Here is a 21444-nt window from a genome sequence, read left to right on the forward strand (position 1 = left end):
CGGCCGGGCTCCCGCGGGGGCCCGGCCGTCGCCGTGCCGCCGGGGTGACCGGTGTCACATGGCGGAAACCACGCGGAAACACCGCGGCGCGGAACCTGTCGGTGACTTCGTTACCGGTGTGAGATCGACCTGAGATCTGACGCACGGTGTCCGCAATGTCGCTCGGAGTCCATGAAACCGCGGCCGGTCTGTACCGGTGCACGACCGTTCGCACGTCCTGAGCCATCGGTTCACGTCGCCTTAACACTCCTGGCAGTCCTTTTACACGCGCGCAACATGACGGCTCAGGACGAGAAACACCCAGGTCGGACAGTTGCGTCCGTGGTACTGCATCGGGCCCGAAGATGCGCTCGCTGACTGCCGCCCTCTCCGATACATCCCCCGTCCGTCCCACGGAGGCGACGACATGATCGACACCGGCAACACCACGTGGCTGCTGATCAGCGCCGCGCTGGTGATGCTCATGACCCCGGGCCTGGCCTTCTTCTACGGAGGTATGTCGCGGGCCAAGAGCGTCCTCAACATGATGCTCATGAGCTTCGCGAGCATCGCCATCGTCAGCGTCCTATGGGTGCTCATCGGCCACTCGCTGACCTACGCCGAGGGCCCCGGAGCGCTCAACCACTTCATCGGCGGCTTCGACTACCTCGGCCTCACCAGCCTCGTCGGTGAGATCGAGCCCTCCGACGGCGAGGGCGGCGGCGGATACCCGCTCCTCGTCGACGCCGGGTTCCAGATGATGTTCGCCATCATCACCGTCGCGCTCATCAGCGGCGCGATCGCCGACCGCGCCAAGTTCGGCGCCTGGCTGATCTTCGTGCCCGTCTGGGCCCTGCTCGCCTACTTCCCCGTGGCCCACTGGGTCTGGGGCGGCGGCTGGTTCGAGCTGATCGGCATCGGCGACGCGAGCGTCATCGACTTCGCGGGCGGTACCGCCGTCCACATCAACGCCGGTGCCGCGGCCCTGGCCCTGACCGTCGTCCTCGGCCGCCGCAAGGGCTTCGGCGTCGAGTCCATGCGCCCGCACAACCTGCCCTTCGTCCTGCTGGGCGCCGCCCTGCTGTGGTTCGGCTGGTTCGGGTTCAACGCCGGCTCCGCCTACGCCGCCGACGGCGTCGCCGCGCTCGCCCTGGTCAACACCCAGGTGGCCACGGCCGCCGCGATCATCGCCTGGATGCTCGTCGAGAAGCTGCGCTACGGCAAGGCCAGCGCCCTCGGGTTCGCCTCCGGCGCCGTCGCGGGTCTGGTCGCCATCACGCCGGCCGCCGCGGACGTCTCGCCGATGGGCGCCATCGCCGTCGGCCTGGTCTCCGGCGCCCTCTGCGCCTACGCCATCAGCTGGAAGTTCAAGTTCAAGTACGACGACGCGCTCGACGTGGTCGGCGTCCACCTGGTCGGCGGCGTCATCGGTTCGCTGATGATCGGCATCGTCGCCTCCGCGGTCGGCTCCTCCGGCGCCGACGGCCTCCTCTACGGCGGCGGCATCGACCTGCTGGCCGTCCAGCTGATCGCCGTGGTCGCCACGATCGTCTACTCCTTCGTCGTCACCTGGGTCATCGCCAAGGTCATCGACCTCGTCATGGGCTTCCGCCTCCCCGAGGAGGTCGAGACCAACGGCCTGGACCACGAGCTGCACGCCGAGACGGCCTACGCGTTCGAGGAACTCGACGAGCTGGAGGAAGGAGCGGTCTCCTCGCCGACGCCTCCGGGCGGGGAGACGGCCTCATCGCCGGTCAAGTCCTAGCCTCGACGCTGAGGTCGCGGATCTTGTACCGCTGAGGCGGTGAGGTGACCCTCGGGGTCGGCGGGGAGAGATCCCCGTCGGCCCCGTTTCGGCGTTCCCGGGCGGGCGTGCCCGTGCCGCGCGCCCGCGGCCGGGCGAGTCGGGTGCCGCGGTTGGATACCCTTCGAAGCGATGCGGCGGGAGCGCCGGGCGACCGTGGGAGCCCACCCGGGGGTGGGCGGGACGCGGAGGACGGCCCCCGTCCCGGGCCGGAGCGCGATCGGTGCGACCGCGAGCCCGCGGAGCCGCATCCCACGCCAGGGACGGGACCCGCGTCCGCGGTCCCCCCTCCCCGAGAACCCATGCGTATTCGTACAGTGCCCCGTCGGTCGGGGTCAGGAGGCAAGATGGCGCCGGAGAGTCACAACAGGGGCCGCGGGAGCGGCCGGACCGCGTTCGCCGCGGCGGGCACGGTCGTCGTGTTCGCTCTGACGGGGTGCTCCGCCCTCAGCGGCCTTCTGCCCGGCGGCGGGGACGAGGCGGAGCCCAGCCCCGAGCCCGCGGAGACGGTGGACGCCGCGCCGCTCATGGCGGAGGCGCTCGCCGACCTGGCCGCCTACCCCGCGCTCACGGCGACCGGGCAGGTGGCCGAGAGCGTCGGGGGCCAGGTGCAGGACACCGCCCTGACCGTGGCCGACAGCGGCGCGACGAGCGGCACCGTCCAGGTCAACGGCGCCGAGGGCGAGCTGATCAGCGTCGACGGCCGGACCTACGTCCGCGCCGCCGAGGACTTCTGGCTGGACCGCGGCGTCTTCGGTCCGGACTTCGACGACTTCGAGGGCAACTGGGTGCGCACCTCCGCCAGCCAGACCGGGATCGACCCCGCGACGACCCTGGCCCCGGCGGACCTGGCCGCCATCCTCGGCACGCTGGAGATCGAGGAGGCGGACGCGGTCGAGGAGAACCTCGACGGCACGCTCACCTACCGGGTCGACCTGGCGGGCGAGCGCGACCAGGTGTGGATCAACGCCGAGACCAACCAGATCCAGCGCATCGCGATCGAGGAACTCGTCCCGGAGGGCGCCGAGACAGGACCCCAGGTGCGGCTGGACCTGGTTCAGGCCGAACAGCCCGAGATCGAGGAGCTCTACGACGGTCTGATCACCACCGTCGAGGAGGAGCTGACCAGCTCCCGCGACGCGCGCGTCGAGGTGGCCTGGGAGGGAGATCCCGACCTCACCTGCGAGGACGGGCCCAACTGCACGTGGTCCGGCACCGTCGCCGACTCCGGCGGCACCGCGGGCGGTAGCGTCTCGGTCCGGATGGACGTGACCTTCAGCGAGGAGGAGCTCGGCCAGTTGGAGTGCAGCGACAGCGGCACCCTGGAGGCCGGGAGCACCCTGGAGCTGTCGTGCAGCGCCGACTACAACAACGTCAGCACCTCCGAGCAGGAGCGCTCGGTCGACGGTGAGGCCCGGCTCTCCACCAGGGGCATGAGCGGGGACGAGCAGGAGGCCGTCCTGACCGCCCTGCGCGAACAGCGCGAGGCGACCCTGACGGGCGAGGGCGCCGCCGGGGACGGGGCCGGCGCCGAGGAGTCGCCCGCCGAGGACGGCTCCGGGAACTGAGCCCGGCCCAGGCGGGTCCAGGGCAGGTAACCTAGGAGACCAATTCCGAGACGAAGGACTGGCCACACTCGTGTTCGAGACGCTTTCCGACCGGCTGACATCGGTCTTCTCCTCGCTGCGCGGCAAGGGTCGCCTGTCCGAGGAGGACATCAACGCGACCGCGCGGGAGATCCGTCTCGCCCTCCTGGAGGCGGACGTCGCGCTTCCGGTGGTCCGCGAGTTCATCGCGCGGATCAAGGAGCGCGCACGGGGGGAAGAGGTCTCCAAGGCCCTCAACCCGGCGCAACAGGTCATCAGGATCGTCAACGAGGAACTGGTCGAGATCCTCGGCGGTCAGACGCGGCAGATCCGGTTCGCGAAGAACCCGCCGACCGTCATCATGCTGGCGGGCCTCCAGGGCGCCGGTAAGACCACCCTGGCGGGCAAGCTCGCCCGGTGGTTGAGCGCGGAGCGCAACACCCCGCTTCTGGTCGCCGCCGACCTCCAGCGTCCGAACGCGGTCACCCAGCTCCAGGTGGTCGGGGAGCGCGCCGGGACGCCCGTGTTCGCCCCCGAGCCGGGGAACGGTGTCGGCGATCCGGTGCAGGTCGCCCGGGAGTCCGTCGAGCACGCGCGTCGCAACAACCACAACGTGGTGATCATCGACACCGCGGGTCGCCTCGGTATCGACACCGAGATGATGCGGCAGGCCGCGGACATCCGCGACGCGGTCAAGCCGGACGAGATCCTGTTCGTCGTCGACGCGATGATCGGTCAGGACGCGGTCAACACCGCGCAGGCCTTCCTCGACGGGGTCGGCTACGACGCGGTCGCGCTGACCAAGCTCGACGGTGACGCGCGCGGTGGTGCGGCGCTGTCCATCCGGCACATCACCGGCCGTCCGATCATGTTCGCCTCCACGGGTGAGAAGCTGGAGGACTTCGACCTCTTCCACCCGGACCGGATGGCCTCGCGCATCCTGGACATGGGCGACGTCCTCACCCTCATCGAGCAGGCGCAGCGCACGTTCGACGAGGCCGAGGTCGAGAAGATGGCCTCGACCATCGCCTCGGACGAGGACTTCACGCTGGACGACTTCCTCCAGCAGATGTCGATGGTCCGCAAGCTCGGCCCGATCGGGAACCTGCTCGGGATGATGCCGGGCATGGGCCAGATGCGCGACCAGATCGACAACATCAACGACAAGGACCTGGACCGCATCCAGGCCGTCATCCAGTCGATGACCCCGGCCGAGCGGGCCAACCCCAAGATGATCAACGGCTCGCGCCGACTGCGCATCGCCAACGGTTCGGGCACGCAGGTCGGCGACGTCAACGGCCTGGTCACCCGGTTCTTCGAGGCGCAGAAGATGATGCGCAAGATGAAGAACGGCGGCATGCCGGGGATGCCCGGGATGCCGGGCATGGGGGCCGGCGGCAACCGCAAGAAGGCCAAGGCCCAGGCCAAGAAGGCGAAGAAGGGCAAACAGCGCAGCGGCAACCCGATGAAGGCCCGCCAGCAGGAGGCCGAGCGCGCCGCGGAGCGCCAGCGCCGTCAGGAGGAAGGCGGTCCGACCATGCCGCAGCTTCCCCCGGGTCTCGGCGGCGGCGCCGGTCAGCCGCAGCTCCCGCCGGGTCTCGGCGGCCCGAACATGCCGGACCTGTCGAACTTCAAGCTGCCCAAGAAGAAGTAGGGCGGTCCGCCGTCCCGGGCTCGGCCCGTCTCCAGCGGGGCGCTGGGGGCGGGCCGCGCGTTCGTCGAAGGTGTGACGGTCCGCGCGCGGTGTCGTGTCCGAGGAACCCGCCGACGTCTGGCACAATGAGTAGTCGACTAACGGTGGCTGGCCAGCCCTCTAACTCGTCCGCCACCCATGTCAGCCTTGGCGGGTGCCACAGCCCCACGTGGTTCGTCGCCGGGCGCCTAACACCGTTAATCGGGAGAAGACCACTCCAGTGGCTGTCAAACTGAAGCTCAAGCGTATGGGTAAGATCCGTACGCCCCAGTACCGCATCATCGTCGCCGACGCCCGCAGCAAGCGTGACGGCAAGGCGATCGAGGAGATCGGCAAGTACCACCCCAAGGAGCACCCGAGCCTCATCGAGGTCGACTCCGAGCGGGCGCAGTACTGGCTGTCCGTGGGCGCTCAGCCGTCCGACGCGGTGAAGGTCCTCCTGCGCAAGACCGGTGACTGGCAGAAGTTCAAGGGCCTGCCCGCTCCGGCTCCTCTCCAGGTCGCCGAGCCCAGGGACCCCGAGGCCAAGGAGGCCGCCTTCCAGGCCGCGCTGAAGGAGCTCGTGCTCCCCGGCGGCGAGCCCAAGGGCAAGGCCAAGAAGTCCGAGAAGAAGGCGGACAAGGCGGCGGAGAAGCCCGCCGAGACCGCCGAGGCGGAGAAGTCCGAGGGCGAGGCCTGACGTGCTGGAAGAGGCGCTTGAGCACCTCGTGAAGGGGATCGTCGCGAACTCCGACGACGTCCAGGTGCGGGCCAGGAGGCTCCGCAAGGGCAAGGTCCTGGAGGTTCGGGTCCACCCCGACGACCTCGGCAAGGTGATCGGCCGCAACGGCCGTACCGCCAAGGCACTGCGGACCGTGATCGGTTCCCTCTCCGGGGGCCGCTACGTCCGCGTGGACCTGCTGGATCTGCACGAGGTGCGCTGACACGCCTCTCGGGGCGCCGACCGGGCCGGTCGGCGCCCCGCAGCCATGCCCGGGGTCCGTCCCCGGGCTCCGTCGTCCCGGCCCCGCGGGGTCGGACACCAGGGAGGGATGGAGCTCCATGCTGCTCGTCGTGGGCCGGATCGGCCGTGCGCACGGGGTGCGCGGTGACGTCGCCGTCGACGTGCGCACCGACGATCCGGCGCAGCGGTTCGCCGTGGGCTCCGTGCTCACCACCGACCCCGCCGACGCGGGGCCGCTGCGCGTCACCGCGAGCCGCCGCCACAGCGGGAAACTGATCGTGCGCTTCGAGGGCGTCGCGGACCGGGACGCCGCCGAGGGACTGCGCGGCACCACCCTGCTCGTCGACTCCGCCGACATCGCGCCGACCGGAGACCCGGACGAGTTCCACGACCACGAGCTCATCGGACTGGCCGTGGTGACCACGGGCGGGGAGTCCGTCGGCACGGTGCGGGACGTGCTCCACCACGCGCAGGACGTGCTGGTCGTGGCCGCCGCCGAGGGACGCGAGGTCCTCGTGCCGTTCGTGTCGGCCCTGGTCCCCGAGGTCGACGTGGCCGGGGGCCGGATCGTCATCGACCCGCCGAGCGGCCTGCTCGACCTCGCCGAGTGAAGGGGCGCCCCATGCGCATCGACATCATCAGCATCTTCCCCGACTACTTCGCCCCCCTGGACCTGTCGCTGATCGGCAAGGCGCGCACCGCCGGACTGCTCGACGTCCGGGTTCACGACCTGCGGTCCTGGACCCACGACCGGCACAACACCGTCGACGACACGCCGTACGGCGGCGGTCCGGGCATGGTGATGAAGCCCGAGCCGTGGGGCGAGGCGCTCGACGAGGTCGTGGGAAGGGGTCCCGCGCGGCTGATCCTGCCGACCCCGAGCGGTCGCCCGTTCCGCCAGGCCGACGCGGAGCGCCTGGCGGGGGAGGAACGGCTGGTGTTCGGCTGCGGGCGCTACGAGGGGATCGACGCGCGCGTGGCGGAGGACGCGGCCGGTCGGATGCCCGTCGAGGAGCTGAGCATCGGCGACTACGTGCTCAACGGTGGCGAGTCCGCCACTCTGGTCATGGTCGAGGCGATCACGCGGCTGCTGCCCGGTGTGCTCGGGAACACGGAGTCGGCCGTGCAGGACTCCTTCGCCTCGGGTGGGATGGAGCACCTCGTCGAGGGCCCCGTCTACACCAAGCCCGCCACGTGGCGCGGGCAGGAGGTGCCGCCGGTCCTGCTGTCGGGCAACCACGGAGCCGTCGACCGCTGGCGGCGCGACCAGGCGCTGCGCAAGACCGCGCGGAACCGCCCGGACCTGGTGGCGGCCACCCCGGAGGAGCGCCTGGACCGGCGTGACCGGGAGGTTCTCGCCGAGGAGGCCGTTCGGGAGGACGGCCAACCTGTGGCAAACTAGGTGAGTTCCCCTTGGTGATCGGCCGCATCCGCATGCCGGCGGCAGGACGTCGGCCTCTGTGACGGTCACCCGGGCGGTACGACAGTCAGACCCATGAGGGCCCTCGCCCGCGCACCCCTCCCCGGCCACGGCGCCGGGGACAGGACGCGGAGCGCTACCGATGAGGATTCGCGAGATGCACACCGCCATTCAGGAGCTCGAGAAGGCTCAGCTTCGCACCGACGTCCCGGAGTTCCGCCCCGGTGACACGCTCAACGTCCACGTGCGCGTGACCGAGGGCAACCGGACCCGTGTCCAGGTCTTCAAGGGCGTGGTCATCCGCCGTCAGGGCTCGGGCAACCGCGAGACCTTCACCATCCGCAAGGTGAGCTACGGCGTCGGCGTGGAGCGCACCTTCCCCATCCACACCCCGGCCGTCGAGAAGTACGAGGTCGCCGCCCGCGGCCGCGTGCGTCGCGCCAAGCTGTACTACCTGCGCGACCTGCGCGGGAAGGCCGCCCGCATCCGCGAGCGCCGCGAGCCCGCCGCCAAGTAGTCCCCGCGCCGCTCCGCCCCTCACCTCACGGCCTCCGCACGGCAGGCAGGATAGGCTTTCGGGCGATGAGCAAAGACGACAGGGACCGCGTCGAGAACGGGGTCCAGGACGAGGATTCCGCCCGACCGGGCCCGGAGGAGCACGGCTCCGACACTGGCTCCCGAGTGCACGAGCACCCGGGAGCCAGTCGTGTCTCCAGCGGCGGCGGTCCGGAGCAGGAGAAGGGGGCGGACAGCGAGATGAGCAAGTCCGAGAGCAGTGAGAAGAAGGGGTCGTTCTGGAAGGAACTCCCCATCCTGATCGTCATCGCCTTCGTCCTGGCCTTCGTGATCAGAACATGGGTGATGCAGGCCTTCTACATCCCCTCCGGCTCCATGGAGAACACGCTCCTCGTCGGCGACCGGGTGCTCGTCAACAAGGTCGTCTACGAGCTCCGCGACATCGAGCGCGGTGAGGTGGTCGTCTTCAACGGCGAGGACTCGTGGGACGACCCGAGCACGGTGCAGGTGCCCGAGCCGACCAACCCGGTCGCCGGCGCCTTCACGTGGGTACAGCAGCAGCTGGGCGCGGCGCCCACCGGCAAGGAGTACATCAAGCGGGTGATCGCCCTGCCGGGCGACGTCGTGGAGTGCTGCGACGAGCAGAACCGTGTCCTGGTCAACGGCGTTCCCCTGGAGGAGGACGCCTACCTCTTCCCGGGCAGTGTGGAGAGCCACACCGAGTTCGGACCGATCGAGGTACCGGAGGGGCACCTGTGGCTCATGGGGGACCACAGGGCGATCTCCGTGGACTCCCGGGGCAACCAGAACAACCCGGGCGGCGGCGCGGTCCCGATCGACCACGTGGAGGGGCGCGCGTTCGTGATCATCTGGCCGTTCAGCCAGTTCGGATCGCTGGGCGTGCCCGAGACCTTCGAGGAGCTCAACGCCGCGGACGACTGAGGCGCGCCGGTCGCGTCGGGCGCCGCCCGTGCGGACGGCGGCCACCGTCCCGCCGTGTGCCGCGCGGAGGGCGCCGCGGGGTCCTGGTGGCGCCCCGGGGGTGACGGGTCGGTGAAGGAAATCCGTCCGAAGGAGTACACGGGGGCCCTCCGTGACGCATGATGGATTCCGGGTCGTCCTGTCGTCGCCCGTACGTGGATCCGCCGCTCCGGCGGGAACAAGCCGGGGGCCGGCGGTGTCCATGGGACAGGGGGTCGAAGCGACCGGAGAGTGCGACGAAAGCGAGCGCGTGGATGAGTTCTGAGGACCTGGAGAAGTACGAGGCCGAGATGGAGCTCCAGCTCTATCGCGAGTACCGGGACGTCGTCGGGCTGTTCAGCTATGTGGTGGAGACCGAGCGCCGGTTCTACCTCACCAACCACGTCGACCTCCAGCCGCGTTCCACCGAGAACGGGGAGATGTACTTCGAGGTGGTGATGGAGGACGCCTGGGTCTGGGACATGTACCGGCCCGCCAGATTCGTGCGCAACGTGCGGGTGGTGACGTTCAAGGACGTCAACGTGGAGGAGATCACCAAGGCGGACCTGGAGGTGCCGCCCACGGAGGGCGACGGCTCCTGATCCCGGGCGGGTTCGACCGGGCCCGCCGGACGCGAGCCGCTCCGGATCCCGGGGAGCCCCTCCGCGACGGGATCCCGGGCGCCCCCCCGTTCCCCGCCGCGCCGCCCCCGTCGTCCACAGCGGAGCAACTGCCTCTGGCACGCTGACCCCCGATCACCGACCGTGGTAACGGGAGGTGGTCGCCGATGGACCAGCGGGCCGTGTACCGCCGCGTGCTGGGTGTCCGAGGTGAGGACCTGGCGGTGGTGTTCCTCGAACGCGTCGGGATGCGGGTGCTCGACCGCAACTGGCGCGTTCCGGCCGGGGAGATCGACATCGTGGCCCGGGACGGGCGCACACTGGTCGTGGCGGAGGTCAAGACCCGCACCTCCGCGCGGTTCGGCCATCCGCTCGACGCCCTCACCCCCGCCCGACGCTTCCGGTTGCGCGGCCTCGGCTCGGCCTGGGCGGCCCGGCACCGCGTTGCGGGCCGACCGCTGCGGGTCGACGGCGTCGGCGTCCTGGTGGTCGGCGGCCGCGTGTTCGTCACCCACGAACGCGGGGTGGGCTGATGTCGTTCGCACGCGCGCACTGCGTCACCCTGGTGGGCGTCCAGGGCCACGTCGTGGAGGTGGAGGTCCATCTGGGCGGCGGCAACCCCGGCCTCACCCTGGTCGGGTTGCCCGACGCCGCACTGCGGGAGGCCCGCGACCGCATCCACGCCGCCGTGGTCAACAGCGGGGAGCGCTGGCCCAGCGGCCAGATCACCGTCGGCCTCTCACCCGCCAGCCTGCCCAAGTCCGGCAGCCTCTTCGACCTCGCCATCGCCGGCGCCGTCCTCGCCGCCTCGGGCGAGGTGCCGATGGACCGGCTGGACAGGACGGTCCTCCTCGCCGAACTGGGTCTGGACGGACGCGTGCGTGCGGTACGGGGGGTGCTGCCCGCCGTGGTGGCGGCGGTCGAACGGGGCCACGAGCGTTTCGTCGTCGCGCGCGGCAACGCGGCGGAGGCCCGCCTCGTGCCGGGGATCGAGGTCCGGGCCGTGGACGCGCTGGCCGACGCGTGCCACTGGTTGCGCGGCGGGGAGCCGCTGGAGGAGCCCGAGGCGACGCCGCCGCCCGGCGACGGCTCCCCGGACGATTCCGGTGTGGACCTGGCCGACGTCCTCGGCCAGCCGGTCGCCCGGCGGGCGGTGGAGATCGCGGCCGCGGGCGGGCACAACCTCATGATGTTGGGGCCGCCGGGAACGGGGAAGTCGCTGCTGGCCGAGCGGTTGCCCACGGTGCTGCCCCGGCTGACCCCCGCCGAGGCGCTGGAGGCGACGGCGATCCACTCGGTGGCGGGGACCCTCCCCCGGGGCGCGCCGCTCATCACCGCGCCGCCCTTCGCCGCCCCGCACCACTCGGCCAGCCGCGCCGCGATCATCGGCGGCGGCAGCGGCCACCCCACGCCCGGATGGGCGTCCAAGGCCCACCACGGGGTGCTCTTCGTCGACGAGGCCCCGCAGTTCAGCAGGGGGGTGCTCGACTCCCTGCGGGAGCCGCTCGAACGCGGCGAGGTCGTGCTGGCCCGCGCCTCGGCCACGGTGGTGCTGCCCGCACGCTTCCAGCTGGTGATGGCGGCCAACCCGTGTCCCTGCGCCAAGCCCGGTTCCCTGTGCACGTGCCCGCCGGGCGAGCGGCGTCGATACCTGTCGCGCCTGTCCGGGCCGCTGCTGGACCGGGTCGACCTCAAGGTGGAGCTCCAACCCGTGGCCCGCGCCGAACTGCTGGCCGACCGCGCCTTCGCCGAGTCGTCCGCGGTGGTGGCCGCACGGGTGGAGAAGGCCCGGGCACGGGCGGCGGCGCGACTGTCGCACACGCCGTGGACCACCAACGCGCAGATCCCGGGCGCGCGGCTGCGCAGGGAGTTCCCGGTCGAACCGGAGGCGCTGCGGGTCCTCGGCGGTGCGATGGACCGAGGCCAGATCAGCGCCCGAGGCGTCGATCGGGCGCTGCGGGTCGCCTGGACGCTGGCCGACCTCGCCGACCGGGACCGGCCCGGCGAGGAGGAGACCGCGTACGCCTTCGCTCTGTGGTCGGGCCGGGCGTGGTGAGGATCGCGATCCCGGGACCGCCGAGCGGAGCGGTCACGGGGCGGAGGGAGCGGCGTGGTCGCGGGTCACCCAGCGGTGCGCGCGCGGCCACGAGGAGCCGAACGGAGAGCGAGACACCGCGGCAGCGAAGGGCGGCGTGACGACGGTTGCCGCCAGGCGGCACGTCGGTGCGCGGACGGGGCGGACGCGATGCCGGGACGGAGTGCGGGAGGAGCGGACGGTGGTCGGACGGGACGGTGAGGAGGAGGCGGACGCCCGCGCGCGGGCCTGCCTGACGGCCGTGGTGCCGCCGGGTGACCCGTGGGTGGGGGAGATGCTCGTCGAGCACGGCGCGGACCGGGTGTGGGCTGACCTGACGGCGGGCGCGCCCGCGCCGACGGTGTCGGGCGCCGCCGACACGGACCCGGTCACGCGGGAACGGCTGCGGCGGCGCTGGGACCGGTGGAGCCGCAGAGCCGAGGCGGTGGACGCCGACGCTCTGCTGAACGCGTCGGCGGAGGCCGGGATCCGGCTGGTCGTGCCCGGCGATCCCGAGTGGCCGGGGCGGCTCGAGGCGCTGGAGCTGCCCGGCGGGAGCCGGTCGCACGGACTCTGGGTACGGGGCCACGGGGATCTGCGCAACCTGTGCCTCCGTTCGGTGGCGATCGTGGGTGCGCGTGCCGCGACCGCCTACGGTGAGCACGTCGCGTCAGAGCTCGCCTATGATCTGGCCGCGCGTTCGGTCGTGGTGGTGTCCGGCGGGGCGTACGGGATCGACGGGGCCGCGCACCGGGCCGCGCGCGCGGTCGGCAACACCGTGGTCGTGCTCGCCTGCGGGCTGGACGTGGACTACCCGCGGGGGCACGCCGGTCTGTTCGCGGACGTGGCGAGAGCCGGAGCGCTGGTGAGCGAGCGGCCCGTCGGCGCCGCACCGCGCGCACCGGACTTCCTGGTGCGCAACCGGCTGATCGCCGCGCTCACCCCCGGAACCGTGGTCGTGGAGGCGGGACGGCGCAGCGGCGCGCTGAACACCGCCGCGCACGCGGTGGAGATGCACCGGGCACTGATGGCGGTGCCGGGCCCGGTGACGTCGGCGATGTCGGTCGGGTGCCACGCGCTGCTGCGGGACTGGCAGGCCGGATGCGTCACGTGCGCCGATGACGTCCTCGCCCAGGTGACGCCGCTGGACGACGAGCCGCCTCCGCCCGGGCCCTTCCGGGTGGCAGCCGACCTCGGCCCCGAGACGGCACGGGTGCTGGAGGCGGTGCCCCGAACGGGTGCGGGGACCGCGACGATCGCCGCGCGCAGCGGCGCCCCTCTTGAGCGGGCGATGCGCTCGCTGGGGTTGTTGGCCGCCGCGGGCCACGTGGAGCGCTGTGCGAGCGGTTGGCGGATTCCGCGTTGACGGGGTCGGGTTCCGCCGAGGCTCTGCGGGTACGGTGGGGCCATGGCTTCCACGTACAGCGACGCACTGCTGGCCGACGGCCCCCTCCTGTTCGTCTCCGGGCAGATCCCGCGGGCCCCCGACGGCAGCGTCGCCGGAGACGTGACGGGCCAGACCCGCCAGATCTTCCGCAACATCGAGGCCGTCCTGGCCCGCCACGGCGCGGACCTCACCCACGTCGTGAAGCTCACCTCCTACCTGCGGCACATCACCGACCTCGACGAGTTCCGCCCGGCACTCATCTCCTGCCTCCCCGGCGACCATCGCCCGGCCGCGACCCTGGTGGAGGTCAGCGGGCTGATCAACCCGAGCTACCTGGTGGAGATCGACGCCGTCGCCTGCCTCCCCCGGCGGTAGCCGTGCTGGAGCCCTTCGCCGCCCACCTGACCGGTGAGCTGGGCCGGTCGCCGCACACGGTGCGCGGCTACCTCGCGGATCTGCGCTCACTGCTGACCCACCTGGAGGAGACCGGGCACGAGGTGGCGGAACTGGACGTCCCCCTCGTGCGCGGTTGGCTGTCCCGAGCCCGCGCGGCGGGGGCCAGCCGCGCCACGATCGCCCGACGTGTGGCCGCGGTGCGGGCGTTCACCCGGTACCTGCACCGCGAGGGCGTTCTGGCCACCGATCCGGGCCCTTGTCTGGCCAGCCCGGCCCAACGGCGCTCACTGCCGGCGGTGCTGGACGAGCGCCAAGCGGCCGACGCGCTCGCCGATCGGGCGGCGGAGTCGCCGACCGGGCTACGTAGGCACGCCGTCGTGGAGGTGCTCTACGCCACGGGAGTGCGCGTCGCCGAACTGTGCGCCCTCGACCTGGAGGACGTGGACCGCGCGCGGAACACCGTGCGTGTGCTGGGCAAGGGGAACAAGGAACGCACGGTACCCGTGGGCCTGCCCGCCCTCGACGCCCTGGACGGCTGGCTCACCGGGGGGCGCCCCGAACTGGCCACCGCCTCCAGTGGAACCGCCGTGTTCCTCGGCGCCCGGGGCGGCCGCCTGGGCGTGCGCCAGGCCCGGGAGGACGTCCACGTCCACCTGCGCGCCGCCGGAGTGGACAGCGGCCCGCACGGCCTGCGGCACAGTGCCGCCACGCATCTGCTCAACGGCGGCGCCGACCTGCGCAGCGTCCAGGAGTTCCTCGGCCACGCGAGCCCGCGCAGCACGCAGGTCTACACGCACGTGTCGGTGGAGCGGCTCCGCGACACCTACCGGCGAGCTCACCCCCGCGCCTGACGAGGCTGCGGTGCCTTCCTCGGCTTCGGCGGTGCAGAGTCGCCGTCGGAAGACGAGGGCGGTCATGGCGACCGAGCGGGTTGCCGCCTGCCCGGCTGGAGGAGAACTTCGCCCCCAGGGGCGCGATCCGGTCGGTCTCCTCCATCCTGGACACGAACGCCGCGAGCGCGTCGTCGCCGGTGTCGCAGATGAGGTTCCGGTCCAGGCCCGAGGTGTGGTCGAGCAGGTGAGTCACCCTCAGTCCCTCGGTGGCCCCTCGTCCCTCAGCCGCAGTTCCGGGACGTGGTGACGCACCGGCGCGTGCAGTTCGACCCGCTCGGCGCGGACCGGGCGCATGGGGTCGGCAGCGGGTTGTCGACGCTGGTGACGCCGTGACAGGCGTGGGTCTCCCAGTCGTCGTGCAGGACGCCGACCGCGGCTCCGGGGATCCCGCGCCGCGGCCCCGGGACGGCTGACGCCGCACATGGGGCCCGCACGCTGGCCGGAGCCGGGGCGCGTCCCCGCGACGGCTAGGCTTCCCGTTGCTATGCGAGTGCTCTTGCTGGGTCCCCTGGAAGTACGGTGCGACGACGATCGCCCCGTCGACGTCGCCGGTGTCAGGGTGGGTGCGCTCCTTGCCCGGCTCGCCCTGGAACCGGGGCGTGTCGTGTCCGACGACGCCCTGACCGACGCCGTCTGGGGCGACGAGCCTCCGGCGGGGGGAGCCAACGCCCTCCAGGCGCTGGTCTCACGGGTCCGCCGCGCGATCGGTGCGGACAGGATCGAGCGGCGGGTGCCTGGATACCGGCTGGTCATCGATCCGGCCGACGTCGACATCGTCCGTTTCGACCGGCTCGCCCAGGACGGTCGCACACTCGGCGACCTGGCCGCCCTGCGGGAGGCCGAGGCGCTCTGGCGTGGTCCGGCCCTCGCGGGGCTGACCGAACTCCGGTTCGCCGAAGCGGAGGCGGTCAGGCTCGACCAGGTGAGGGCGTCGACGACCCGGGAACGCCTGTCGATCGAGCTCGCCGCCGGACTCGACGTGCTCGACGAGCTGCGCCCGATGGCCGAGGCGCATCCGTTGGACGAGCGCTGGCAGATGCTGCTGATCCGGTCCCTGTACGCGGCCGGACGCCAGTCCGACGCCCTGGCGGCGTACGAGCGGACCCGTGGTCGCCTGGCCGACGACCTGGGACTCGATCCCTCCCCCGAGCTGGGCGACCTGCACCTGCGGATCCTTCGGCACGAACCGCGCACCGGGCCCGGAGAGGGGGGCTCGACCGGGGAACGGCCCCGTTCGAACCTGCGCGCCCAGCTGACCAGCTTCGTCGGGCGCGACGACGACGTCACCGCGTTGGCCGGGGCGCTGCGTTCCGGCTCCACCCGGCTGATCACGGTCACCGGCCCCGGCGGTGCGGGGAAGACCCGTCTCGCCGTGGAGGCCGCACGGCGCCTCGGCGCGGGCGACGGCGACGGGCCGACCCCGGAAGGGGTCTGGATGGTCGAGCTCGCGGCGGTGGCCGACGGGCACGACGTCGCTCCCGCCGTGTTGCGGGCCATCGGCGCCCGAGAGGTCGGGCTGCTGGAGCGGTCGGAGCACGACGCGGTCGGGCGGCTCGAGGAGTACTTCGGCGACCGGTGCGCGGTCCTGGTCCTGGACAACTGCGAACACCTCGTCGACGCGGCCGCCGAGCTGGCCGACCGGCTGCTCGGCACGTGCCCGCGCCTGCGGGTGCTGGCCACGAGCCGCGAGGCCCTCTCCGTCGGCGGCGAGCACCTGTATCCGATCCCCCCGCTGCGCTGGCCCGAGCGGCCCGACGGCGTCGGGGACTCGGCGGACAGCCCCGCTGTCCGGCTGTTCCGCGAACGCGCTGCCGCGGTGCGCCCCGACTTCACGATCGACGAGGGCAACGCCGCCGCGGTGGTCGAGATCTGCCGCAGGCTCGACGGCCTGCCCCTGGCGATCGAGCTGGCGGCCGCCCGGATGCGCGCGCTCGACGTCCACCAGATCGCCGCCAGACTGGACGATCGTTTCGCGCTGCTCGGAGGCGGGCCGAGGACGTCGGCGCCGCGGCACCGCACGCTGCGGTCGGTCATCGCGTGGAGCTGGGCCCTGCTGTCCGAGACCGAGCGTGCGTCGGCGATGCGGATGGCCGCGCACCCGGGAGGCGCGACGATCGACCGCGTCGGGGACGTGGACGCGCTGGCGGGGCTGGTGGACAAGTCGTTCGTGGAGCGCGTCGGCGACCGGTACCGCATGTCGGAGACCATCCGGTCCTACGCGCTCGACCGGTTGGGGGAGAGCGGCCGGGGGGAGGAGGTGCGGCGCGAGCACGCCTACCATTTCGCCGGGCTCGCGGAGCGGGCCGACTCCGCGTCGCGGCGGGCCGCGCAGGTGGAGGCGCTGCGGCGGCTCGACGCCGAGCACGACAACGTGCTCGCCGCCCTCGGGTTCGCCGTCGACACCGGGGACGCCGAGCTCGGCGTGCGCCTGGTGGCGGCGATGTTCTGGTTCTGGCATCTGCGAGGTCTGAGCACCGAGCGGACGCGCTGGACCCGGAGGGTCCTGGGGATGACCGCCGACACGCCTGACCAGGGCGCACTTGCCGCGGTGACGACCGTGCTCGGCGGGGTCCTGCTCTTCGAGTCGGGTGAGTTCGGGGCGGGGGTGACGGCGATCGTCGAGGGGGTCGCTTCGGGCCGGGGAGCCGGTGGACCGGCCGACGCGCTGGGGCGGGAGCTGTTCGTCATCGCGTCGGCGTTCACGCAGGGCGCCGGTGACGCCGCCCCCGCGGCGCCCGTCGGGGACATGTCCGCCTGGGAGCGCGGCATGACGTTGCTGATGTCGACGGCCGACGCCGAGTTCGGCCCGGACACGCTCGACCGGGTGGAGCGGGCCCGGCGGGAGTTCGACCTGATCGGCGAGCGTTACGGGCTGGCCTCGGCGCTGCGGGTCCTGGCCGAGCACAGGTCGCGGCTCGGGGAGCGGGACACGGCGGTGGCCGCGCTCGACCGCGCCGCGGCGGCGGTCGAGGAGCTCGGCGTGGACAGCGAGGCCGCCGAGGTCTGGGCCGAACTCGCCGTGGCGCACACGAGAGGGGGCGCGTTCGGACAGGCCGAGGCCGCGCTGGCGAGAGCGTGGGAGTGGGCCGAGACGAGTCGGGAACCGCGTACGACGGCGTATGTGCGACTCGCCGCGGCCGAGTTGCTGGCGCGGACGGGCTCCTGGGAGGAGGCCCGACGCGAACTCGCCGCGGCCGAGACCGGGTTCGCCGCGACCGCGCTGGTGGCACGGGTGCGGGTGTGGAGCGCGGTCCTGCGGGCCCTGATGGCCCTGATGGACGGCGACGGGTCGACGGCCCTGCGACTGCTCGACGGTGTGATGGTGGAGGGGGTGGAGTCCGCGGCCAGACCGGACATCGCGCAGGTGGCGAGGATGTACGCCGCCGTCGCGGTCGACGGCGGGCACGCCGGGCGGGCCGCGTTCCTGCTCGGGGTCGCCGCGGGGGTGCTCGGGACCGAGGACCGCCGGGGCTACGACGCGCCGCTGCGTACGGCCGAGCGCGCCCGGGCGCTGCTCGGGGCGCGGGGGTTCGACGAACACCGCCGCCGCGGCGCCGAGCTGGAGCCCGGCGCCGCGCTGAAGGTCTCGTTCTCGCGTCCGCTGCGGGATCTACGCCTTGCGGAAGTGGGTCCGGGCCGGTCGGAGGGCCAGCAGGACGACGGCGACCAGGCAGCCGAGGGTGACGATCGCGAAGCGGGCGGATTCGACGGCGGGTAGCCAGCCCGGGTAGGCGCTGTAGGCGGCGTCGAGGAGGGCACCGGCGTCGAGGCTCTGCAGAGCAGGGTCGCCGGACTCGTCGAAGAGGGTCTGGACGGTGTCGGCCGCGGCGGCGTTGCTGGCCATGATGAGGCCGTTCCCGATCAGGACGAGCGGGAGGAAGATCCACGACAGGACGCGCCCGAAGCGCTTTCCGGCCAGGACGGTCGCTCCGACCGCCGCGACCAGGGCGGCGATGGAGACCGGCGCCCACAGGGCCGCGCCGGTCTCGTCGAAGGCGAGTCCGTGCTCCGCCAGGACACCGGGGTCCTGCCCCTGGCGGGCGGTCTCGGCCTCGGCCGCGGCCTGGACGTCGGCGCCGTAGACCAGCCCGATGAGCGGGATGCTGAGGAAGGCCAGCGCGATCGCCCAGTGCAGGACCGCGGCGGCGGTGACGACGCGGGGGCGGGTGCGGCCGTGGGCGGTCTGGGAAGCGGTGGCCATGGAGGTCTCCTTGCCGGGGCGGTCGTGTCGGGAACCGGGAAGCGGCCGTGGCGCCGCTGTCCATGCACGGCACGATCACAGGAGTTCCTGACACGCCGCTGACACCGTCCGCGCGGGGCCGTGGCGGAGCAGCCGTCGTGGGGGCCGTGCCCGCCCCGTGCGCCCCCGGAGACGGACGGATCGCGCCTGCGTGCCGAGGGGCAGCAGTCGGACCTCGCCGTGGCCGAGGAGCGCCAGGGGGTCCAGGTGAGCCGGGCCGCGCAGGAGGCCCCAGTGCAGGCAGGTACGGTCCGCACAGTGCGTCGGTCCGTCCGCGACCGTCCCGATCACCTCACCGGCGTCGACCGGGTCGCCCCGGGAGAGCGCCGAGTCCACCGGCAGATAGGTGCTGCGCAGGTCGCCGTGGACCACGCTCACCAGGGGCGTCCCCGCCACGGGCCCGGCGAAGTGCACCCGTCCGGGGCCGGTCGCGTACACCTCCTCTCCCGGTTCGGCCGCCAGGTCCACGCCCAGGTGGCCGGGGAGCCAGCGCCGGGCGGGCGGGTCGAAGCCGCGCAGCACCGTCACCGGGGGCTCCAGCGGCCACCGCCACGCGGTTCGGTCCGGGGAAAGCGGGAAGAGCAGAAGGCAGACGGCCAGCAGCAGACGGATGAGAGGGCTCATACCGTCCAGGGTCGGGGGGACGGGGGTGGTCCGCCAGGGTGACTCGGCAAGCTGTGGACAACGTGTCCACGGGCGGTAGATCCCCATGCACAGAGCGCAGGTCCTGTGTATCCCCGACGGACGATAGAATCGTCTGCGGCCCATCGGGCCGACCACAATTCGCACGTCCACGCGCCTCCCCCGGGAGGGGCCGCACCCACGGTCCACACCGCTTCGGCGGGGTGGCGGTACGGCCGGGGCGTCAGGCACAACCGACGGCGGAGTGCACACTCCGCCACCGCAAGGAGGACCAGGTCATGGCCACAGTCGTGACGATCCGCCAGCTCCTGGAGAGCGGCGTTCACTTCGGGCACCAGACCCGCCGTTGGAACCCGAAGATGAAGCGCTTCATCTTCACCGAGCGCAACGGCATCTACATCATCGACCTCCAGAAGTCGCTGGCGTACATCGACCGGGCCTACGAGTTCGTCAAGCAGACGGTCGCCCACGGCGGCACGATCCTGTTCGTCGGCACCAAGAAGCAGGCGCAGGAGGCCATCGACGAGCAGGCCCGCCGCGTCGGCATGCCCTTCGTCAACCAGCGCTGGCTGGGCGGCATGCTCACCAACTTCTCCACCGTCCACAAGCGGCTCCAGCGCCTCAAGGAGCTGGAGGAGATCGACTTCGACGACGTCGCCGGCTCCTCGCTCACCAAGAAGGAGCTCCTCAACCTCCGCCGTGAGAAGGAGAAGCTGGAGCGCACCCTCGGCGGTATCCGCGACATGTCCCGCGTGCCCAGCGCCGTGTGGATCGTGGACACCAAGAAGGAGCACATCGCGATCAGCGAGGCCCGGAAGCTGAACATCCCGGTCGTCGCGATCCTGGACACCAACTGCGACCCCGACGAGGTCGACTACCCGATCCCGGGCAACGACGACGCGATCCGCAGCGTCAGCCTGCTCACCCGCGTCGTCGCCGACGCCGTCGCCGACGGCCTGCTGGCCCGCTCCGGTGCCGCCGGCACCGAGGCCGCCGGTGAGGAGAAGGCCGCCGCCGAGGAGCCCCTGGCCGAGTGGGAGCGCGAGCTCCTGGAGGGCAAGGGCGAGGCCGCCTCCGCCGAGGCCGCCCCGGCTGAGGCTCCGGCCGCCGAGGCTCCGGCAGCTGAGGCCCCGGTCGCCGAGGCCCCGGCCGCTCCGGCCGAGGAGCCCGCCGCCGAGGAGACCCCGGCCCCCGAGGCCTCCGCCGAGTAGGGCTCCGGGTCCGTCCCACCCCGCCGCCCCACCGAACACGGGTGGGGCGGCTCACGCGGGTCCATGGGTGCCGCCCGGGACCCCAGTCCACCGACGCTCCACTCCAAGGGAATCCGAGAACAGTCATGGCGAACTTCACCGCCGCGGACGTCAAGAAGCTGCGCGACATGACCGGCTCCGGCATGATGGCCTGCAAGAAGGCCCTCACCGAGGCCGACGGCGACTTCGACAAGGCCGTCGAGGCCCTCCGTATCAAGGGCGCCAAGAAGCAGGCCGAGCGCGGCGAGCGCACCGCCGCCCAGGGCATGGTCGTCCTCAAGCAGGAGGGCGAGGGCAAGGCGACCCTGATCGAGCTCAACTGCGAGACGGACTTCGTCGCCAAGAACGACCAGTTCATCGCGCTGGCCAACCAGGTCGCCGACTTCGTCGCCGCCGCCGACGGCGACGACCTCGCGACCATCGCGGCCGCCGAGATCGAGCCGGGCAAGAGCCTCCAGACCTTCATCGAGGAGAAGGGCGCCGTCATCGGCGAGAAGCTGGAGCTGCGCCGCCTCGCCAAGTTCGACGGCGCCTTCGTCGCCAGCTACCTGCACAAGTCCGACCCCGACCTGCCGCCCACCATGGGTGTTCTGGTCGAGCTCGACAAGGCCGACGCCGAGGTGGGCAAGGACCTCGCCCAGCAGGTGGCCGCCCTGGCCGCCCAGTACGTCGGCAAGGACGACGTCCCCGCCGAGGTCGTGGAGAAGGAGCGCCGCATCGCGGAGCAGACCACCCGCGAGGAGGGCAAGCCCGAGCAGGCGATCCCCAAGATCGTCGAGGGCCGCGTCAACGGCTTCTTCAAGGAGGTCACCCTCCTCGGCCAGCCGTTCGTGAAGGACAGCAAGAAGACGGTGCAGAAGGTCGTCGACGAGGCCGGCGTGAACGTCAAGCGCTTCGTCCGCTTCAAGGTCGGCCAGGCCTAGGGGTTTTGACATGATGGAGGTGCCGGGGAGAGTGCTCCCCGGCACCTTCGGCGGATTCGGGCGGGTTCGGACGCCACAGTGCGGCGTCCGCCCGCGGCAGGAGCTACTCGGGGGTCCC

The 21444-nt window shown here is 72.4% G+C and carries 20 protein-coding genes; 18 read left to right on the forward strand and 2 right to left on the reverse strand.

All coding sequences use genetic code 11. The annotated features are described in order from the left end of the window. The first annotated feature begins 406 nt into the window (after positions 1-406). From ACIBFB_RS15040 to ACIBFB_RS15115, 16 genes are all read left to right on the forward strand, one after another. Positions 407-1744, forward strand: a complete 1338-nt coding sequence (locus ACIBFB_RS15040) for an ammonium transporter (protein WP_397230292.1) — start codon at positions 407-409, stop codon at positions 1742-1744. Positions 1745-2130: 386 nt separating this feature from the next. Beyond that, positions 2131-3351 (forward strand): hypothetical protein, encoded by a 1221-nt coding sequence (locus ACIBFB_RS15045; RefSeq protein WP_397230294.1) that lies wholly within the window; start codon positions 2131-2133, stop codon positions 3349-3351. Positions 3352-3421: 70 nt separating this feature from the next. Continuing rightward, positions 3422-5023, forward strand: coding sequence for a signal recognition particle protein (gene ffh, locus ACIBFB_RS15050; RefSeq protein WP_397230297.1), 1602 nt, complete (start codon positions 3422-3424; stop codon positions 5021-5023). A gap of 259 nt (positions 5024-5282) precedes the next feature. Continuing rightward, on the forward strand, positions 5283-5741 hold the full coding sequence (rpsP, locus tag ACIBFB_RS15055) for a 30S ribosomal protein S16 (protein ID WP_397230299.1): 459 nt from the start codon (positions 5283-5285) through the stop codon (positions 5739-5741). Position 5742: 1 nt separating this feature from the next. Then, positions 5743-5985 (forward strand): RNA-binding protein, encoded by a 243-nt coding sequence (locus tag ACIBFB_RS15060; RefSeq protein ID WP_075927115.1) that lies wholly within the window; start codon positions 5743-5745, stop codon positions 5983-5985. 118 nt (positions 5986-6103) lie between these two features. Next, positions 6104-6616: a ribosome maturation factor RimM gene (rimM, locus tag ACIBFB_RS15065; RefSeq protein ID WP_397230302.1), complete on the forward strand. Its 513-nt coding sequence runs from the start codon at positions 6104-6106 to the stop codon at positions 6614-6616. An 11-nt stretch (positions 6617-6627) separates the two neighbouring features. Continuing rightward, entirely contained in the window at positions 6628-7407 is a 780-nt protein-coding gene (trmD, locus tag ACIBFB_RS15070; RefSeq protein WP_397230304.1) for a tRNA (guanosine(37)-N1)-methyltransferase TrmD, read from the forward strand. A 175-nt stretch (positions 7408-7582) separates the two neighbouring features. Then, positions 7583-7942 carry a 50S ribosomal protein L19 gene (rplS, locus tag ACIBFB_RS15075; protein WP_397230306.1) on the forward strand — a complete coding sequence of 120 codons (360 nt, stop codon included), beginning with the start codon at positions 7583-7585 and terminating at the stop codon, positions 7940-7942. Between the two features lie 65 nt (positions 7943-8007). Then, positions 8008-8883, forward strand: coding sequence for a signal peptidase I (lepB, locus tag ACIBFB_RS15080; RefSeq protein WP_397230308.1), 876 nt, complete (start codon positions 8008-8010; stop codon positions 8881-8883). Positions 8884-9176: 293 nt separating this feature from the next. Beyond that, positions 9177-9503, forward strand: coding sequence for a DUF2469 domain-containing protein (locus ACIBFB_RS15085; protein WP_075927111.1), 327 nt, complete (start codon positions 9177-9179; stop codon positions 9501-9503). Between the two features lie 185 nt (positions 9504-9688). Further along, positions 9689-10054: a YraN family protein gene (locus tag ACIBFB_RS15090; RefSeq protein ID WP_397230311.1), complete on the forward strand. Its 366-nt coding sequence runs from the start codon at positions 9689-9691 to the stop codon at positions 10052-10054. After that, positions 10054-11577 (forward strand): YifB family Mg chelatase-like AAA ATPase, encoded by a 1524-nt coding sequence (locus ACIBFB_RS15095; protein ID WP_397230313.1) that lies wholly within the window; start codon positions 10054-10056, stop codon positions 11575-11577. Before ACIBFB_RS15090 ends, ACIBFB_RS15095 begins: the two co-directional genes overlap by 1 nt. Positions 11578-11797: 220 nt before the next feature. Further along, the gene (locus ACIBFB_RS15100) at positions 11798-12961 is read left to right on the forward strand and encodes a DNA-processing protein DprA (protein WP_397230315.1); all 1164 of its coding nucleotides are present in this window, start codon (positions 11798-11800) and stop codon (positions 12959-12961) included. A gap of 42 nt (positions 12962-13003) precedes the next feature. Beyond that, entirely contained in the window at positions 13004-13357 is a 354-nt protein-coding gene (locus tag ACIBFB_RS15105) for a RidA family protein (RefSeq protein WP_397230317.1), read from the forward strand. 2 nt (positions 13358-13359) lie between these two features. Then, entirely contained in the window at positions 13360-14229 is an 870-nt protein-coding gene (locus tag ACIBFB_RS15110) for a tyrosine recombinase XerC (protein ID WP_397230319.1), read from the forward strand. 526 nt (positions 14230-14755) lie between these two features. Continuing rightward, entirely contained in the window at positions 14756-17989 is a 3234-nt protein-coding gene (locus ACIBFB_RS15115) for a BTAD domain-containing putative transcriptional regulator (protein WP_397230322.1), read from the forward strand. On the opposite strand, the gene ACIBFB_RS15120 is transcribed toward ACIBFB_RS15115, so the two are convergent. Together ACIBFB_RS15120 and ACIBFB_RS15125 are read right to left on the reverse strand one after the other, a co-directional pair. Next, positions 17882-18472 (reverse strand): hypothetical protein, encoded by a 591-nt coding sequence (locus ACIBFB_RS15120; protein ID WP_397230324.1) that lies wholly within the window; start codon positions 18470-18472, stop codon positions 17882-17884. The genes ACIBFB_RS15115 and ACIBFB_RS15120 overlap by 108 nt on opposite strands. Before the next feature lie 75 nt (positions 18473-18547). Then, the gene (locus ACIBFB_RS15125) at positions 18548-19135 is read right to left on the reverse strand and encodes a M23 family metallopeptidase (RefSeq protein WP_397230326.1); all 588 of its coding nucleotides are present in this window, start codon (positions 19133-19135) and stop codon (positions 18548-18550) included. A 296-nt stretch (positions 19136-19431) separates the two neighbouring features. Between ACIBFB_RS15125 and rpsB the strand changes: the two genes are divergently transcribed. After that, positions 19432-20364, forward strand: a complete 933-nt coding sequence (rpsB, locus tag ACIBFB_RS15130) for a 30S ribosomal protein S2 (RefSeq protein WP_397230328.1) — start codon at positions 19432-19434, stop codon at positions 20362-20364. Positions 20365-20489: 125 nt separating this feature from the next. Further along, positions 20490-21326, forward strand: coding sequence for a translation elongation factor Ts (gene tsf, locus ACIBFB_RS15135; protein ID WP_397230330.1), 837 nt, complete (start codon positions 20490-20492; stop codon positions 21324-21326). Positions 21327-21444 lie beyond the last annotated feature (118 nt).

This window comes from Nocardiopsis sp. NPDC050513, from assembly GCF_044457925.1.
GTDB lineage: Bacteria > Actinomycetota > Actinomycetes > Streptosporangiales > Streptosporangiaceae > Nocardiopsis.

Coding starts and splice junctions, on each gene's coding strand:
- ACIBFB_RS15125 (WP_397230326.1), bottom strand. CDS start 19,135: ATGAGCCCTCTCATCCGTCTGCTGCTGGCCGTCTGCCTTCTGCTCTTC.
- rimM (WP_397230302.1), top strand. CDS start 6,104: ATGCTGCTCGTCGTGGGCCGGATCGGCCGTGCGCACGGGGTGCGCGGT.
- ACIBFB_RS15090 (WP_397230311.1), top strand. CDS start 9,689: ATGGACCAGCGGGCCGTGTACCGCCGCGTGCTGGGTGTCCGAGGTGAG.
- lepB (WP_397230308.1), top strand. CDS start 8,008: ATGAGCAAAGACGACAGGGACCGCGTCGAGAACGGGGTCCAGGACGAG.
- ACIBFB_RS15120 (WP_397230324.1), bottom strand. CDS start 18,472: ATGGCCACCGCTTCCCAGACCGCCCACGGCCGCACCCGCCCCCGCGTC.
- rpsB (WP_397230328.1), top strand. CDS start 19,432: ATGGCCACAGTCGTGACGATCCGCCAGCTCCTGGAGAGCGGCGTTCAC.
- ACIBFB_RS15115 (WP_397230322.1), top strand. CDS start 14,756: ATGCGAGTGCTCTTGCTGGGTCCCCTGGAAGTACGGTGCGACGACGAT.
- ACIBFB_RS15040 (WP_397230292.1), top strand. CDS start 407: ATGATCGACACCGGCAACACCACGTGGCTGCTGATCAGCGCCGCGCTG.
- ACIBFB_RS15095 (WP_397230313.1), top strand. CDS start 10,054: ATGTCGTTCGCACGCGCGCACTGCGTCACCCTGGTGGGCGTCCAGGGC.
- trmD (WP_397230304.1), top strand. CDS start 6,628: ATGCGCATCGACATCATCAGCATCTTCCCCGACTACTTCGCCCCCCTG.
- ACIBFB_RS15085 (WP_075927111.1), top strand. CDS start 9,177: ATGAGTTCTGAGGACCTGGAGAAGTACGAGGCCGAGATGGAGCTCCAG.
- ACIBFB_RS15045 (WP_397230294.1), top strand. CDS start 2,131: ATGGCGCCGGAGAGTCACAACAGGGGCCGCGGGAGCGGCCGGACCGCG.
- tsf (WP_397230330.1), top strand. CDS start 20,490: ATGGCGAACTTCACCGCCGCGGACGTCAAGAAGCTGCGCGACATGACC.
- rplS (WP_397230306.1), top strand. CDS start 7,583: ATGCACACCGCCATTCAGGAGCTCGAGAAGGCTCAGCTTCGCACCGAC.
- ACIBFB_RS15105 (WP_397230317.1), top strand. CDS start 13,004: ATGGCTTCCACGTACAGCGACGCACTGCTGGCCGACGGCCCCCTCCTG.